Origin of the sequence: Dyadobacter flavalbus, assembly GCF_006149045.1 — a bacterium.
GTDB classification, from domain to species: domain Bacteria; phylum Bacteroidota; class Bacteroidia; order Cytophagales; family Spirosomataceae; genus Dyadobacter; species Dyadobacter flavalbus.
This window is the reverse complement of sequence record NZ_VBSN01000029.1, coordinates 1-15,896: the sequence shown is the minus strand read 5'-3', so window position 1 is coordinate 15,896 and position 15,896 is coordinate 1. Positions and strand designations below refer to the sequence as shown.

Here is a 15,896-nt window from a genome sequence, read left to right as displayed (position 1 = left end):
GGATAGCTTAAAACAAAAAATACCTTTGCGCCATTGGTACCACACTCAATGGTTCACATGTAAGCTCCTTGCCATCAGCAGTAACTGTATAAGTTTCTGGATTTACTTCAATATTTGGCATTGCATCATTATGTACCATATCTTTCTTGCCAATATTCCGGCAATTCACTACGGGAAGTGACTTTTTATTAAGCTTCAATCTTTTGATATTGCCATTTTTAAGAGAGATGGCAGATACAAAGTTAAAACTACAATTCTGAATTGCATTGCCGTAATAACCGAACATACGACGATAAATTACCGGCTGAGGCAATGAAATAGAACCATTAGGATCTCCCATTTTCGCCCCAACAATAAGTCCACCTTTGATAATCATGTCTGGCTTGACACCAAATAAGCTGGTCTCCCATAGAACTAGGTCTGCATATTTACCTATCTCTACTGAGCCGACATACTGAGAAATACCGTGCGCCTTGGCAGGGTTGATGGTATACTTTGAAATATAGCGCTTCACACGATAATTATCGGCTTCTTTGCCATTATCCTCTGTCAATGCTCCTCGCTGTATTTTCATTTTGTGCGCAGTTTGCCAGGTACGCATGATCACTTCCCCTACCCGTCCCATAGCCTGGCTATCTGATGACATGATACTAAATACGCCCATGTCCTGCAGTACATCTTCCGCCGCAATGGTCTGTGGCCTGATACGGGAATCAGCAAAGGCAACGTCTTCGGGTATGCTCTTATCCAGGTGATGCACAGACATTAACATGTCTAAATGCTCGTCAACGGTATTTATTGTATAAGGCTTTGTAGGATTGGTAGAGGCAGGTAGTACGTTGGGATACATGGCTATTTTTATAATATCGGGCGCATGGCCACCACCGGCTCCCTCGGTATGAAAAGTATGTATCGTTCGTCCATTAATTGCCTTGACGGTATCTTCCAAAAAGCCTGCTTCATTCAGCGTATCTGAGTGAATCGCAACCTGAACGTCATACTTGTCAGCAACCTGTAAGGCAATATCAATGGTAGATGGTGTAGAACCCCAGTCCTCATGCAATTTAAGCCCGAGCGCGCCAGCTTCAACCTGTTCAGATACAGCCTTAAATGAGGATGAATTTCCCTTCCCAAAAAAGCCCAGGTTCATTGGTATAGTTTCGGATGCTTCAAGCATTCTCTCAATCCAGTACTTACCAGGCGTTACAGTCGTAGCGAGTGTTCCATCAGCTGGTCCTGTTCCTCCACCAATCATAGTGGTGGTCCCGCTGAAAAGGGCAACATCGATCTGCTGTGGAGCAATAAAGTGGATGTGCGTATCTATTGCTCCGGCAGTAACGATTTTTCCGGCACATCCATGCACCTCCGTAGAGGCACCAATAATCATTCCTTTTGTTACTCCGGCTTGGGTATCTGGATTCCCTGCTTTTCCAATACCAACTATTTTACCATTCTTTATACCAATATCGGCTTTGACGATACCCCAATGGTCGATAATAATTGCATTGGTCAGACACAAATCCAATACTTCATCCTGAGTTGCGGAAGTTGACTGCCCCATCCCATCACGAATGGTTTTCCCGCCTCCAAATTTGTTTTCTTCACCGTAAGTATTGAAGTCCTTTTCTATTTCTATGAAAAGTTCGGTATCCGCCAGTCGTACTTTGTCGCCGGTTGTAGGGCCAAAAAGTGCTGCATACCGGTCTCTGGGGATATGTAATTCACCATCAATGTATTTAACCGATGCAGAATCTTTCCCTGTTACCTCTAATCCCAACATAGCAAGGCCAGCGGTTGAAAGGCCAACTACTTTAATCCATTCGCGTCTATTCCAGTTTGCCATAGTATCTTATTTAATTATCAAAACTTTATTTCTTGACACTTGCTCCCTTGTAACCAAGGCGCTCTGCTTTTAGAATAGCTTCTTCTCTTACACTTTCCTTAGTAACATCCCCTTCTGTCAGGTTATTAAAACCTCTGATGATCTTATTTCCTGCTATTTCTACGAGGATTACAGTTTTCTTTTCTCCCGGTTCAAACCGTACCGCAGTACTTGCTGGAATATTCAGACGCATACCAATGGCCTCCCTACGGTTAAAGTCAAGGGCTTTATTGGTTTCAAAAAAATGATAATGCGAGCCTACCTGGATGGGACGGTCGCCGGTATTGGCTACCTCTATGCGAGTCGTTCTCATTCCCTCGTTAGCCTTGATTTCACCCTTCTTTAAAATATATTCACCTGGTATCATCTGTAAGTTAATTAGTTTGATATTTGATTTACACTTATCGAATAGGATGGTCAACCGTGATCAATTTTACCCCATCAGGAAAAGTGGCTTCGATCTGAACCATGTGCACCATATCCGAAACGCCCTCCATCACCTGATTCTTTTTCAATAGCTTCGCACCGTATTCCATGAGCTGTGCCACAGTTTTCTTCCCATCGCGCGCTTCTTCCATCAATATTGTACAGATATAAGCGATAGATTCCGGATAGTTTAATTTAACTCCTCGGGCTAGACGCTTAGCTGCAAGGTCTCCGGCCACATGGAGCATAAGTTTCTCGATCTCAACTGGGTTTAAATGCATAGAGTTTTAGGCTTTATTCGTTTTATTTAAATATTTGAACTAGATCGCAGCTACCTTCCGTGCCCACCGACCCTATAAAGCAGCCTTAACAAACAATAGTATCATCTGATGATTAATTATAAAAAAAGTCTTAAAAGTGCATTTTACGACTTTTTTAAACAAAATCCAAATTTTAATGAGAACTGGTCATAAAAGAAAAAAGATTAAGGTTCACCTGTTTGTATTGAATTTTTTCACCCTAATATTGGCACAATATTAGTACATCACTTTCCTATTTTAAGGTTCGTATTTATATAATATTAACAATAATTAACAATTGGAAGACGGCCCATTTTAGCTAACATTGTTAAGCAGAAGTCTTGGTTTAATATTCAATGCACTTCTTTTATAAGTGGAAATATATTATATAAATTAGGATTATTACCAAATTGAAGTTTTTCGAGTATCAACAGCTTAGCACATTCAAAGACTCAATTAATTTTTAACAAAAGGATCAATTTTCGCTGGATTTTGGAAATAATACTTTAACTATGTTAGTACAAGAAAACAGTTTTATTTGCACTTTCGCAAAATTAACCAAATGATTCTACAGATACCAGACCATGCAGACAATGAGAAGGACCTATTGACTATTCAAAATACGGAAACCATGTTTGCATTGCTGAATTTAACCTTGGATAAAATTTCCGGATAACGGTACTGATTGCACAAGAAGACAATGACAAGCAGAATAGATATCTCCAGGATGTTTGACCCAGCGAATTGATACTTATGCCCTCAGACCGAATTATTGTCTCATGCGCCATAGTAAATAATGAAAAAGTTCCATTACCTTTTACCGCGTAAATACTCAAATAGATATTTACGAGATGGCTTCAAAACTTGGATTGTATGAATAAAATTTTGAAAGGTGTTATAACAGCTTCGCTAGTTTCCATACACGCTATTTCTATAGCACAGATTATCGAGGGCTCCTCATTATCAGCAGATACCACTCAATTGCCTACAACAGTAGTTAAGAACATGCCAGATGCCTTGGCAGGTATTCATATGAATTTCCTTTTACGGAGTTCACTGGAAATACCGAATGGCTCAATGCAGTCTGCGCTAAAGCAGAACGAAGCTCGCTTTGAAGTGCTAGGTACTATCGTTCCTAATCTTGACTTCCGGGTAAGATGGCGCTTAAACAGATCGCAGGCGCCAAAAAGTCTTGACAATTCACCAGGCTCGATAGACATCGCTTCTGTCAATTACGCTTTTGGGAAAGAAAAAAAGTGGTCCATCCAAGTTGGGAAACAGGCGGCCTTTGTTGGCAGTTGGGAGTTTGAAAAGAATCCTACATTTGAATACCAATACTCCGAGTTTGTGAACTTTCAAGCAAATATCTTTATGATGGGTATGAAACTTGGATATCAGATAAACGAAAATCATGCAGCTTACCTGCAATTGCACAATACTTATAATGAAGATTTTACTCAGGCACATGCAATTGCAGGATATTCAACCAACGGCAACAAGCCCTCAAAATCGCCAATGGGCGTCTACACGACCTGGCGAGGCAAAATGTTCGATAATAAATTTCAGACATTCTGGAGCTACGATATATCTAAATTTGCCTCAGGGCAATGGAACCACTCAATAGCATTAGGGAATAAACTGGTAGTAGATAGATTTGAAGTGTATCTTGATTTGCAAACTGCTAATCTGGCATTAGACCACCCCAACATCGCCTCACCTTCTGTTAATAATTATAGGCTTAGAATGAATTCCGGCTTAAAGCCGGTTTTCGCAAATGATTTGAATTACAAAAGCGCCATTTTGAGGGTGGATTACGAATTTGTAGATAAATGGTTTATTACTGGCAAAGGGATATTTGAAGCCGCTAGCCAAACGAAGAATAACAGCGTTATAGGTCGTAATTTCAGAGAAAATATCGGACTACTTGCGGGAATAGAATATCAACCAATTGCCAGTCAGCAAATGAAAATGTTTGGGTACTATTACCATAATAAAGTCAACTATAAAGGCGAGGTCAAAATGGCAAATACCAGAACCAATTTAAATTTGTTTGCTGTGGGAATCTTGTATTTTATTAATGTATTTTAATTCCATATAATACTCATGACTATTACATTGATCCTATGTCTAACAATGTCTTATGATCGTGGTATTCAATCAATAGCCTAATTCGATTGATTGAGAGTCTAAACATGCTTATTCTTTGATAATAAGCATGTTGCAGCAAACAGTTTAATCTCGATGATCAGTTGAATGCCTCGATTATTGCGAAAATTGCAAAATATTTTAATATAAAATTAGCGGCGATTGTGGTCTATAACAAAAGCCAAGCCAGCAAGAAGCAGTTTGCTCAAGGGCTTAGTGGAGGTTTTTTGTCTTCTTTTGAATAGAATTATTTTAATTTTATTCAAAACGTGCCTAAAAAGAAATTCTATGCTAAAAGAATTCAAAACTTTCATTGCGCAGGGTAATGTACTTGATCTTGCCGTCGGTGTTGTAATCGGTGCTGCATTCTATTCTTGGTGTCCCGATTGGAGGAGTAGATTTTACGCAGCTTAAAATAGTTTTAAAGGAAGCGGTTGGCGAAACTCCCGAGGTTGCAATTAAATATGGTAACTTTATCCAGGTTCTAATTCAGATCATTATTATTGTATTGGTGATTTTTATGATTGTCAAGGCGGCCAATAGATTGAAACTTTCAGAAAAAAAAGCTGATTAAAGTAAGAACTTTACTTTTTGAATTAGGTCATTGATTAATAACCATTTGAAGCTAATGGTAGCCTTTTCGCCGTATCCCAACAAGATGATTATCAATTAAATAACTAGTTTCATCTACAAAAAGAGGAACTAGGAATCGTACAGGAAATCTTCACATCCAATTTTTTACAATAAGGGCTACAAATAAAATGCACTATTTTATAGGGGTGCCACTCACTCCTCCGGCTTTCATTTTTCTAATGTATTTTTTCCAAGGCTTAACTCCCTCGAAGTAATGCTTCTGCCCACAACCACCAAGGCATTATTCGTTTTCTGAAGTGTAACGCTGATTTTCATTCAAGTATAAATGCACATTTAATACCCTGGCACTGGCTATTTATCATAGTTACTTAAAAATCAACTTAACCCTATTTCAAATTTTCATAAACCACATAAGCTCCGTAAAAAATACAAATACCGGAAGATATTATCACCAATATGGTTCGCAATATCGGACTGTTCACCAGCCTTCTAGAAAAAGGTATGCTAAATAAGCCCGACACCAATGCCATTCCGGCAACAGAGCCTAATCCATATAATAAAAGGTATAACATTCCTGCGTTTACTTCATTAAATTGAGTTACAGCCAGCATAACCAAAGCCCCACTGCCTGCTAAACCATGTATAAGGCCTATCCCATAAGAAACTTTATGCAAGTTCCTATCTTCAATACCGGAAGATAGGAATACTTCAGTTCCGGGCCCGTCGGCACCATGCATAATTTGCCCACTATATGTCAATTGCCTCTCACTGTAAAACTTGGTTAATCTCATAACTGCTACGATGACCATCATTAAACCCACACCGGCTTCGAAATAAGAAAACGTATTCTCTGAAATAGACGTCTTAAATACCAATACTATTACCCCAATCAATACAATTGTAGAAGTATGACCCAAACCCCAGAAAATGCCGTCTTTGAGAGCAGGCAAAACGGCTTTACGTCGAGAAACGATATTTGACACGGCAAGTATATGATCCGCTTCCAGCGCATGTGCGACTCCGGCATACAAAATAACAAGAAGGTGTATATTGTCCATTTCAGTTCTATGAGTATTATTAATTGTACGTTTTCTCAAATTCTGGATCCGCTTTCAGACTTCTGACTTCGGTGGAATGTACGTCAAACCAAGAGTTTGTAGAAGCTGGCACATCAACGTTCGCCCTTAGTATCCGGTGCTACTTCTTATTGATCCTGTTCCGTATCCTGCTCAGGGTTTCAGCAGAAAGTCCCATGTGAGAAGCGATCATGTGCTGGGGAACGCGCTGGACGATATTGGGAAATTGTTCAATAAAAAACATGTAACGGTCATCCAGTGAAAGGCTGATAATATTTAATGTTCTTTTTTGAAGTGCCATATATGCATCCGTCATTAATATTCGGAAGTAAGTTTCATACTTAGGCATTGTGCTGAGCAGCTCGTCATGTGCAGACTTACTGAACAGCACTAATTCACAATCTTCCAGCGCATCGATGTTCTGTGAAGATATCTGTTCACTAAGGAAACTATACAAATCGCCCATGGTCCATCCTTCCAGCGCAAATGCCATAATGTGCTCTTGCCCGTCAGAATCGACAACATAACTACGCATCAGCCCCTTTTCTATAAAAGCCACGTTCTTGCAGATGTCCCCTTCCTGATGCAGGTATTGACGCTTACGCAATTTTTTCGGTGTCAGATATTGTTTAATAAAATTCATCTCTGATTCAGTCAGTTGAACTTTCTCATTGAATTTGCGGAAAAAGACCTCATACATAGGCAATCAAATTTGAGACATGCAATAATCAAAGATAATAAGCCTAATCTGAGTTAAAACCACAAGGCAGAAAATATTTAAGCACTTAAAGCTTGGTATTAACATATTCGGGAAGCTAACATTGTAAATTAACTGGTTAATTTACAATAGTTTATTAGTGAAAAGGAGGTAGAAAAAAACGGCTTGCCTCACCCGTGAATCATATTACGCTCACCAATAGCTTCGTAATACAGTAACTGCAATTGGAAAAATTCAAATACCATTAAACATGCCAAAAAACACCAGAACAAAACCTCTTTGCGCTCGTATGAAAGTCAGTTTTTTGGAAAAGCAGTTGGAAACTTCTGATTAAAAAGGCAATCATCTTTGATATGATGGTCGATCTTGCCGAGCAAAATACAAAATTATAATCCAAAAAAACTCATCCGGGTAGGTAGCCGATTCAGAACAGAACAGATAAGTAGATAGGTTTATTACCGCAGAAAACAATCAAGGATGACGCTTTAGTAAACCGATTGCAGGAAGCTGACCTGGTGCAGTTGTCAGGATAAAATACCCCGGGTAGGTATGCGAAAGCTTTATTATCTTTCGAATATATGCGAGCGATAACTAATCAAATTTGTAACCGCTAAATGAGAAAACCGTTGCAAAAGTTGTCTTGCAACGGTTTTCTCATTTATTTATTCAAGACCTATACGCTACTTCAGGACTAGTCAGCCACTCTCATTACTGCCCAGATTTACTAATCAAAAGTAGGCAATGATGTTATTAGATGGACCATCGTAGCAATCCAGAACCTCATTTTTTCTTTTTTGTCTCGGAAATAGTTGGTGTTTTGTAATTTCTTGGAGAAATCAGGGGATTAATATCAACTCCTTCCTTTTGATATTTCCTTGTAACTATTAAAGCTGCAGGACGCGGAGCATATTTAGGTGTTGTATTCACATACCTTCCCTGGTTATGTCTTTTGTAATCACTTTCAATGGTTTTCAGATTGGGAACTCGGATTATCTGACTTGCATTTTGGTTAGCCTTCGCTTTGGCCGCTTTTTGCGGATGCTTATAATTATGAGTTGAAACTCCCGGATCTACAATTGACTGAGCTTTTACATCCATTGTTCCTAAATTTACTAAAATAAGTATTACTAAAATTGCTGATTTATACATGTCTTAATGATTTATGTCGTGGAATTAATTGATTATTTGTCCTCAGAAATTCCGATAGATTGTTTTGTGTTCATTTTTCTTTCGATTCTGATACACAAAATTACTAAGAAGGAATACCTTGGAACGATGCGTCTAAGCAAGAAATTCCATTGATTTTGGTCAACAACAAGCATTGACGAAAATCAATGTAGATTCACTGTAATTAGTAACCTGCATTATTTCCACTATACTCAGGTCGCAAAGGTAAAAAAGTATTAATAGTACCAGCGACTTCTCGAACAGTATTATGGTGGCGTTCGAAAAATGGACTCATACGAATGCGAAGCAATAGCGAGAGGACCCAAAGGGATATTCAATATTTATTAGCGCATACTAGGGAGTAGAAATTGTATTGTATTGTATTGTATTGTATTGTATTTTCGCTGGTACTGGTTCCTGGTAACAGGGTTAATACAGGCGATTCATCTTCCTATCAGCGTACCCAGTTCAATTCTTTTCCGAAAAATAACCTAAAATTAAACAATTATGAATGCCAAAACAGCCCCTTTACTTACCGGAATTTTCATGATTGTTTCCGGGGTTTTTATTGCAATCTTCAGCTACCAGCCTTCGCCGACCATTAAGTACGTAGTGGCAGTTAGCTCGTTTTTAGGGGGGGCTTTGACCCTGTTGGCTACCATGAAAGGCCGAGGTGCTATGATTTCTGTCACCTACAGTTGGCTCGTGGGTCTTGGGGGGATAGGCTATGGCCTGGCGGTTGCCTTCTTTACCAGAAATTTAAACGATTTTTTGGAAATAACGGGATTTTCCCTGCTGGTTCTGGGCTTAATGGAAGTGACTTTCACCTATCAAATCCTGAATCTAAAACGCAAACCCGTAGCCAGTATCGCTCTCTATAAGATATTTACGGGATTGGCGATGGGAATCGGGGCTATGTGGATACTGATTGCCTCCACGCTGAACGAAAACGTTTCTTTACTTTTTGCCGGCATTGTCCTGTCGCTGGCAGGTCTAAGTTTCATTCTGGTAAGTAATCACATAGTGGGCAAAGACGTGGCTGTTAGTGATACAGGTTTATAATTTAAAAAGCCGGGGTTTCGAAGGTAGTGCCACGAGTATATTTCCTAAATGCCACCCTCAACGAATCACCGTTATAGCTGAAAAATGAGTATGGTAGAAAAGACATCGGGATAGGTAACACAATCTGGTAGGTCGCCTGCTGCATCGCATAGCTAACCTACCAGATAAATGAAGCAGGTTCTAACAGTTAATAGAATTGGCAATCAACCTTTTGCAGCAAGCTGTTCCCGGTAAGTGGCCCCGATCAACTGCTGATTATTACTAAAATCGCTTTGACGAGCTTATTACTGTTTCGACTTTACTTATAATCTTTTCAACTGATTTCCGGATAGCAGGTCCGTCCATATTGGACTACATAAATCGTTTTATAAATTCTACCTAGTTCTTTAAGTGCTTTATAAAGCGTATGTTGCCTAGACTAGGACCGGCTCGTCGGTGCAATTTAATCTCCGGGTTAATGCGATGCTTTGCTAATCTAATATTTCCAAATGATTTCTTTAAACACTATGGATTGATACCCATTCAGTTCATATAAAACCCCAACACTATGCCTCCCTGTCTGCACCAGATCCGAGTAGGCCGTGTAGTCTTTTTCGCCATTCTTACTTTTGTCCACGAGATACTGTTTCGTCCACGTTTTTCCGTCATCAAAGCTGATCCTTAATGTGAGGTTATCGCGGTTTCTGGTGTCGGCTGCGTTGGAGAATGCGAGGATATTGTGTGTTTTGTTTTTACCAATGGTCAGAATGCTTCCCTCGCAAACAGGATCGGGCAGGTTGTGGTCAAAATAAGTAGTATCCCATTTTACCCCACCATCACTGCTCACCGCCACGATGCGTGCGCGAACATCGCCCTGCTGATTTCTCGCATTGAACATGACCCTGCCTCCTGAAATTTCTGCCGCTGTGGATTCATTGGAACCTTCAAAAGAAATTGTTTCACTTAGTTTGAATGTCTTGCCATGATCGTCGCTGTAAAAGGCATGTGCCTGATAATCTGCGCCTTTTGGCTTGGGATTACCTGCGGAATGGTTGGCGGCAATGTAAATCCTGCCTTTGTAGAGACCTTGGAGAGCATCAAAAAGTGTGGGGCATTTAATTGTTTGATAACTTGAGAAAGATTTGAAAACCTAGGCGGCCCCATCTTCTCATGAAATCAAAAAATGTCGTCCAGCCAGTTGTTGTTGATCCTCGAACTGCCGTGTATCATTTGAAGGTACACATCCTGAATATTTCGCCGATGATCTACCGGCGCTTTATCATTGACGGCAATACACACATTGCTGAGCTCCATCATTTGATACAGATGATGATGGGTTGGGAAAACCAGCATTTACATGTTTTTCATATCTGGGGAGTGGATTATGGAATTGCTTATGACGGCGGGGGGTATTATCGGGATGATCCCAGTGAGATTTACATTGGAAATTTAGGTTTGAGGGCTGGTGATAAGTTTTCATATGTTTATGATTTTGGCGATTACTGGAAACACGAAATCCGTGTCGAGAAGGTTGAGAATATCACACCCGGATACCGACACCCAATTTGTACAGCTGGACGAAGGGCTTGCCCACCGGAAGATGTCGGCGGGCCTTATGCTTATCAGCATGCTTTGATAGGCCAGTTCAGTTGGATCCAGGAAACCTTATCAAACGTACTGGAAAGTGTTGAGAACGGAGAACTTCCGGACCTTGACCTGGATAATGCGCCTTGGTGGTATCTCAAACACCGCAGTGAAGTCTTCGACAAGAAAAAAATGAATCAGGCCTTAGCCAAACTGTATCAAAATAAGGGTGACGGTAAATTCTGGAGAACCTTGGGCGGTTACGATGCTTATTTTGATGATGATGAGTAGCACTTTCTGTATCAATAAAACCTAGTGGTTAATTTGATTATAGTTTGTAACTTGGTGTGATGGAAAAGGGAGTGATTTTCGTCCGGGTATCAAAAAGAGAACAGGACTACCAACGGCAGATAGAAGACTTACGGGCGGTGGCTCAAAATCAAAGCCTACAGATTGTTGCAGAAATAGCTGAAAAGGTAAGCGGGGCAAAGTATAACCAGGAGCGTGATGGGCTGCAGGAGCTGCTCACCATGGCTCGTAATCGTGAGATCAATACGGTCCTGGTTCAGGAAGTTTCCCGTTTGGGACGCTCGACGGTTGAAGTTTTAAATGTATTGGAGGAGCTGACTAAACTTCAAATCACTGTGTATGTTCAAAACTTTGGAATTGAAACATTAAAAAATGGCAAGAGAAACCCCATTGCCCAATTTATGTTTACGCTGCTGGCAGAATTTGCGCGGATGGAAAGGGAAACATTGCGGGAACGCATCCTGTCAGGAATGGACGAAGCACGTCGGAAAGGTAAACACTTAGGCAGGCCTGACGGATCCAGCGAGGATAAGGTAGTCTTTTTAAAAAAATATCCCTCGGTGGTTCGGAATCTACGTTTAGGTATCAGTGCGCGTAAAACCGCTAAAATTTGTGATACCTCTATCAATACGGTAAGAAAAGTCAAAGATTACATTTCCTGATAACCTTAATAATCATGAAATTCAAACTCCAATTAGTATGTGAACCCGGGAAAAATGAAACTGCTTGCACTGACGAGATTTTCACCTTTGATAAGCCATTTGACACTTTTGAAAACATTGGAATGAACCTTTGTGAATCAAAGCAGCTATTGAAAAATCTGCAGCAATCTATCGTGGAAAAGCAACTGGGAGCTTTTATCAAAAACAAGGGGCTGCAAAAGCTTCGTAAAAAAGGAAACTATACCGTTAAACTCAAAACACTTTTTGGTGATATCACTTTTGAAAGCCCCAGGTATTATGGCGAAGATAAAAAAACGTTCAGCCCTCTAAATGAACTACTTCCAAACCATACTACCCCTGAGCTTTTGTTTCTTGAAACAAAATGGGCCTGCTTAATCCCTTTTGAAAAAACGGCGAATTTATTGAAAGAAGTCCTGCCGGTTGCAGAAACGATTAACGCAACAACGATCCAGAACCATCTATATGACTTGGCCTTAGCCCAGGAGCAAGAAATTGGAGAAGAGCAGTGGATGTGCGATTGTGGTAGTATTAACCAGCGGCAGGCGTTGCCAAGGCCGGAAAGAACAATGGTTGTTGGGATTGATGGCGGGTATGTCCGGGACTGGAAAGATAAAAAAAGCATATTCGAAGTTATCGCTGGCAAGTCGATTCCGGCTGAAAAACCAGCCAAATGCTTTGCATTCGTGGGATCATATGATTTAAAATCCAAACGCCGGTTTTATAACCATCTTGTATCACAAGGAATGCAGCCCCACCAGCAGCTTGAATTCTTTTCAGATGGCGCTGATAACTTACGAAATCTACAAACCTACCTTAATGCAGAATCCACACACATTCTGGATTGGTTTCATATTACGATGAAACTGACAGTTCTGCACCAGTGCGCACTTGGGTTGATAAAGGTTGATGAAAAAAGAGGAAAATCTTTTCAACATTTATTGACCCGTATAAAATGGAATTTATGGCACGGTAATGCTGTAAGGGCAATTGAGCATTGTGATGACCTTGACTTCCACCTTATCGATCACCTGGGAGACAAGACGCAAAAGAAAAAATATGACAAGATTAAACCGTTCCAAACATATGTTACCGACTTCGACAAATACATTTCAAACAATATAAATTTTATCGTCAATTACTCCGAGCGGTACAATTACGGCGAAGTTATTTCAACCAGCTTTGTGGAATCCACAGTCAATTATGTAATTGCCAAACGGTTTTCTAAAAAACAGTCGATGCAGTGGACTAAAAAAGGTGCACACTTGCTGCTTCAAGTCCGAACAAAAGTATTGAACAACGAATGGGAAGGTACTTTTCGAAAGATGTATCCGGATTTCAGGCCGATCAAAGCAGTGAAAGATCCTGACGTCATCCGGGAAGCGGCATGAATCTCCCACACTTTTTGATGCTCTCCACCTTCGGTCAATTGCATGCCGTGGCCGGGAGTATTGGCATAGCTTCTCCAATCTGCATCGAAATTGTATGCAGCATTTAAATCAGGCATTTTGGGTTTGTGCACCTGCGTGGTAATGTTCACAAGCGATATGCACTTTTGACGCGATTAGCGCCATACACCAAAGCGGTACCCCGTAGAAAGCAAACGCGGCATTTGTCACGACTGTATTTTCCGGTATTAAAGTTATTGGAAGATAATTTCTGTTCTGAGAAGAAACACTTGGTACCACCAAAATTTGTTTATCTCTTATAAATCGTTGCTCTGCGAAAGCATATGGTTTTTGAGCCAATACTCTCGTTGATTTTTTCGTACTATTTAGTCTAAAAGACCGGACTAAATCAATACGATTACGAATCGGTTTAATTTCGTAAGCTTCCTCAGAATTCTGCTCCTCAATCCACAGGCAATACCTCTTCCTTCCTGAAATTGCATCGTCAGCACTTATGTATGGGAAAATAAATTTGTTACTTCGAGGATTAGCATTTCTGATGATATCTGCTTCGATTGAATCAAAATTAAGATTCTTTCCGTCCGCTGCTTTACTTCCATAGTCCATTTCTAACAATTGCGTATCAATGGGTCTAGTACTCTTTTGCACTATGACATTAACCTCAGGAACCAGATACGGACCAATGTATGAACACTTTTTTTCAGAAGTTGTCCCGTCGTCATTCTCGGAAAATAACTGACGATAATTAGTGTCGGTGTTGGTGTTAGTAATTCCTAAGATTATAACAATAACACCCGCATTTTTTGCAGCAAGATTTTTCCACTTAAACGAAGTATGAGCAAAAAAAATCTTTTGGCCTTTCATGAATAAATAAGGCCAAAGTATAGGTACGTGAGATCCTTGGCAAATAGAATTCGTCGTCACGAAAGCAACTTTGGCATGAGCAGACAAACAATAATCTGATGCTTTGATTAACCATCCTGCGACGTAGTCCAATGATTTGTAGTTTGGCAACCGAGATCCCAATAGAAGCTCCAAATCGTTTTTCATTTGCTTCGTCTGTTCTGACGAGCCTTTATAGGGTGGATTGCCACATATATATCTTTCGCCACCTTCGTTGTCGAAACTTATTTCACTTTGGTCTAACGGTGTGGAAAACAGATCATAGGCAAAAAGCTTTACCCCGGTTCCAGAAGGAGGGAAAACAGAAAGCCAGTCCACACGTAATGCGTTACCGCAGAAAATCCAGTTTTCTGCACTAAGAGGGAGAAAGTCTGCCAATGCGAGTTTTTGCCCTCGATAAAGCACATCACATTGGTACTCGGCGATAATAAGGGCTAATCTCGCGATTTCTGCCGAAAATCCTTTGAGCTCTATACCCCTGAAGTTGGTAAGAGGAATTTCGCTCTCGCGATGTTTCTCCCCCCTTCTCTCGTTGATTTCAGCTTCAATTTCACGCATTTGTTTGTATGCAATCACTAGGAAATTCCCAGATCCGCATGCGGGATCAAACACCCTAATATGGGCAATACGGTTACGCAACTTCAACAGTTTCCGAGAGTTCTCACCAGACTCTTTTAATTGAGTGCGCAGATCTTCAAGAAAAAGGGGGTTTAATACTTTTAAAATATTTGGTACTGACGTGTAATGCATTCCCAGATCCCTACGTTCTTCATCATCTGCGACTGCCTGAATCATCGAACCAAAAATATCAGGATTGATTTTTTTCCAGTCAAGGTTGCCTACGTGGAGCAAATAAGAACGTGCTATTTTGGTGAATTTGGGAACATCAACCGATCCGGAAAACAGCTGCCCATTCACATAAGGAAACTTTGCAGCCCAGTTTTTTATTTGTTTTTCCGAGCGCTCATCTTTTTTGGTATCCATAGCCCGGAAAATTTCCCCGATAATTTCATGAATATCAAGAGCATCTGCGGCACTCATTGTCTGCACAGTAGATGTGAACAGGCCATCCTCTTTAAATATACCAGTGTCTTCGGCAAAAAAACAAAAAATAAGTCTTGCAAGAAAATGGTTCATATCCTGACGACGCTCTGCTTTAGCCCAATCCGGATTATGGTTCAGTAGTTCAATATATAGCTTATTTAAGCGGCTAGTCGCCTTAATATCAAACGCATTTTCACGAATTTGTTTAACCGTGCTTATCCCAGCCAGCGGTAGAAAAAAACCGAAGTGATCATGAAAACTAGGATAATCACACGCAACGGTTTCACCACTTATTAAATCTTCAGCTTGAAATTCCTTACCATCTGTTGCCAGTATAAACTTCACTTTTCCTCTGAAAGTAGCTTGGCTATCTTTTAACTTATTTAGTGTCTCTGTTACATTCCCTACATTACAAACAGCGATATGGATATTGTTTTGTTGTAAGACACCTCCATCAACATCTGATTTGTTACTATTCCCAGACCTTAACCGCTCCTATGTTTACAAACTTAACTTAGTCGAAAGTATAAAAGTTAGATTTGTAAGATAAAGTGATAAAAGGATGAGAGCAGATTGACCCCTCAATAACTCAGGTAGTATATTGGTATTAAGAAATTGC

At 40.2% G+C, this 15,896-nt stretch carries 13 protein-coding genes and 3 pseudogenes; 6 read left to right on the top strand and 10 right to left on the bottom strand.

Going from position 1 to position 15,896, the window contains the following annotated elements; translation table 11 throughout:
* Positions 1-7: 7 nt before the first annotated feature.
* Genes ureC through ureA form a run of 3 tightly spaced genes read right to left on the bottom strand, consistent with a single transcriptional unit; the run spans position 8 to position 2,589 of the window.
* Positions 8-1,843 carry an urease subunit alpha gene (ureC, locus tag FEM33_RS09930; protein WP_139011916.1) on the bottom strand — a complete coding sequence of 612 codons (1,836 nt, stop codon included), beginning with the start codon at positions 1,841-1,843 and terminating at the stop codon, positions 8-10.
* Positions 1,844-1,868: 25 nt separating this feature from the next.
* Positions 1,869-2,249, bottom strand: a complete 381-nt coding sequence (ureB, locus tag FEM33_RS09925; RefSeq protein WP_139011915.1) for an urease subunit beta — start codon at positions 2,247-2,249, stop codon at positions 1,869-1,871.
* 34 nt (positions 2,250-2,283) lie between these two features.
* Positions 2,284-2,589 carry an urease subunit gamma gene (gene ureA / locus FEM33_RS09920; protein WP_139011914.1) on the bottom strand — a complete coding sequence of 102 codons (306 nt, stop codon included), beginning with the start codon at positions 2,587-2,589 and terminating at the stop codon, positions 2,284-2,286.
* Between the two features lie 891 nt (positions 2,590-3,480).
* On the opposite strand from ureA, the gene FEM33_RS09915 reads away from it, so the two are divergent.
* Both FEM33_RS09915 and FEM33_RS09910 read left to right on the top strand, forming a co-directional pair.
* On the top strand, positions 3,481-4,695 hold the full coding sequence (locus FEM33_RS09915) for a porin (protein WP_139011913.1): 1,215 nt from the start codon (positions 3,481-3,483) through the stop codon (positions 4,693-4,695).
* 345 nt (positions 4,696-5,040) lie between these two features.
* A pseudogene (locus FEM33_RS09910) lies at positions 5,041-5,326 on the top strand (MscL family protein).
* A 406-nt stretch (positions 5,327-5,732) separates the two neighbouring features.
* On the opposite strand, the gene FEM33_RS09905 reads toward FEM33_RS09910, so the two are convergent.
* The 3 genes from FEM33_RS09905 to FEM33_RS09895 all read right to left on the bottom strand — a co-directional run bounded on the left by FEM33_RS09905 (position 5,733) and on the right by FEM33_RS09895 (position 8,289).
* A complete protein-coding gene (locus FEM33_RS09905) occupies positions 5,733-6,404 on the bottom strand; it encodes an urease accessory protein (protein ID WP_139011912.1) in 672 nt (223 codons plus the stop codon).
* Positions 6,405-6,543: 139 nt separating this feature from the next.
* Complete coding sequence (locus tag FEM33_RS09900) at positions 6,544-7,029, bottom strand: Crp/Fnr family transcriptional regulator (protein ID WP_229214176.1); 486 nt, start codon at positions 7,027-7,029, stop codon at positions 6,544-6,546.
* A gap of 891 nt (positions 7,030-7,920) precedes the next feature.
* Positions 7,921-8,289, bottom strand: coding sequence for a hypothetical protein (locus tag FEM33_RS09895; RefSeq protein ID WP_139011910.1), 369 nt, complete (start codon positions 8,287-8,289; stop codon positions 7,921-7,923).
* A 525-nt stretch (positions 8,290-8,814) separates the two neighbouring features.
* Here FEM33_RS09895 and FEM33_RS09890 point away from each other — a divergent pair.
* Positions 8,815-9,369 carry a hypothetical protein gene (locus FEM33_RS09890; RefSeq protein WP_139011909.1) on the top strand — a complete coding sequence of 185 codons (555 nt, stop codon included), beginning with the start codon at positions 8,815-8,817 and terminating at the stop codon, positions 9,367-9,369.
* A gap of 313 nt (positions 9,370-9,682) precedes the next feature.
* On the opposite strand, the pseudogene FEM33_RS27005 reads toward FEM33_RS09890, so the two are convergent.
* Both FEM33_RS27005 and FEM33_RS09880 read right to left on the bottom strand, forming a co-directional pair.
* Positions 9,683-9,778: pseudogene (locus tag FEM33_RS27005) on the bottom strand (hypothetical protein); the annotation flags it as partial.
* Positions 9,779-9,844: 66 nt separating this feature from the next.
* Positions 9,845-10,417 (bottom strand): sialidase family protein, encoded by a 573-nt coding sequence (locus FEM33_RS09880; protein ID WP_262711982.1) that lies wholly within the window; start codon positions 10,415-10,417, stop codon positions 9,845-9,847.
* A gap of 101 nt (positions 10,418-10,518) precedes the next feature.
* Here FEM33_RS09880 and FEM33_RS09875 point away from each other — a divergent pair, with 101 nt between their 5' ends.
* Genes FEM33_RS09875 through FEM33_RS09865 form a run of 3 tightly spaced genes read left to right on the top strand, consistent with a single transcriptional unit; the run spans position 10,519 to position 13,312 of the window.
* Positions 10,519-11,223, top strand: coding sequence for a plasmid pRiA4b ORF-3 family protein (locus FEM33_RS09875; protein ID WP_139011907.1), 705 nt, complete (start codon positions 10,519-10,521; stop codon positions 11,221-11,223).
* A gap of 59 nt (positions 11,224-11,282) precedes the next feature.
* The gene (locus tag FEM33_RS09870; RefSeq protein WP_139011906.1) at positions 11,283-11,903 is read left to right on the top strand and encodes a recombinase family protein; all 621 of its coding nucleotides are present in this window, start codon (positions 11,283-11,285) and stop codon (positions 11,901-11,903) included.
* 14 nt (positions 11,904-11,917) lie between these two features.
* A complete protein-coding gene (locus FEM33_RS09865; RefSeq protein WP_139011905.1) occupies positions 11,918-13,312 on the top strand; it encodes an ISKra4 family transposase in 1,395 nt (464 codons plus the stop codon).
* A 108-nt stretch (positions 13,313-13,420) separates the two neighbouring features.
* Here the strand turns inward: FEM33_RS09865 and FEM33_RS27000 are convergent, their stop codons facing one another.
* Together FEM33_RS27000 and FEM33_RS26995 are read right to left on the bottom strand one after the other, a co-directional pair.
* A complete protein-coding gene (locus FEM33_RS27000) occupies positions 13,421-15,370 on the bottom strand; it encodes a class I SAM-dependent DNA methyltransferase (protein ID WP_374756424.1) in 1,950 nt (649 codons plus the stop codon).
* A gap of 51 nt (positions 15,371-15,421) precedes the next feature.
* Positions 15,422-15,742 (bottom strand): annotated as a pseudogene (locus FEM33_RS26995) (type IIL restriction-modification enzyme MmeI); the annotation flags it as partial.
* Between the last annotated feature and the right edge of the window lie 154 nt (positions 15,743-15,896).

What these genes read in the sequence shown, in the direction of transcription:
- ureC (WP_139011916.1), bottom strand. Translation starts at nt 1,843, where the DNA reads ATGGCAAACTGGAATAGACGCGAATGGATTAAAGTAGTTGGCCTTTCA.
- ureB (WP_139011915.1), bottom strand. Translation starts at nt 2,249, where the DNA reads ATGATACCAGGTGAATATATTTTAAAGAAGGGTGAAATCAAGGCTAAC.
- ureA (WP_139011914.1), bottom strand. Translation starts at nt 2,589, where the DNA reads ATGCATTTAAACCCAGTTGAGATCGAGAAACTTATGCTCCATGTGGCC.
- FEM33_RS09915 (WP_139011913.1), top strand. Translation starts at nt 3,481, where the DNA reads ATGAATAAAATTTTGAAAGGTGTTATAACAGCTTCGCTAGTTTCCATA.
- FEM33_RS09905 (WP_139011912.1), bottom strand. Translation starts at nt 6,404, where the DNA reads ATGGACAATATACACCTTCTTGTTATTTTGTATGCCGGAGTCGCACAT.
- FEM33_RS09895 (WP_139011910.1), bottom strand. Translation starts at nt 8,289, where the DNA reads ATGTATAAATCAGCAATTTTAGTAATACTTATTTTAGTAAATTTAGGA.
- FEM33_RS09890 (WP_139011909.1), top strand. Translation starts at nt 8,815, where the DNA reads ATGAATGCCAAAACAGCCCCTTTACTTACCGGAATTTTCATGATTGTT.
- FEM33_RS09875 (WP_139011907.1), top strand. Translation starts at nt 10,519, where the DNA reads ATGAAATCAAAAAATGTCGTCCAGCCAGTTGTTGTTGATCCTCGAACT.
- FEM33_RS09870 (WP_139011906.1), top strand. Translation starts at nt 11,283, where the DNA reads ATGGAAAAGGGAGTGATTTTCGTCCGGGTATCAAAAAGAGAACAGGAC.
- FEM33_RS09865 (WP_139011905.1), top strand. Translation starts at nt 11,918, where the DNA reads ATGAAATTCAAACTCCAATTAGTATGTGAACCCGGGAAAAATGAAACT.
- FEM33_RS27000 (WP_374756424.1), bottom strand. Translation starts at nt 15,370, where the DNA reads ATGAACCATTTTCTTGCAAGACTTATTTTTTGTTTTTTTGCCGAAGAC.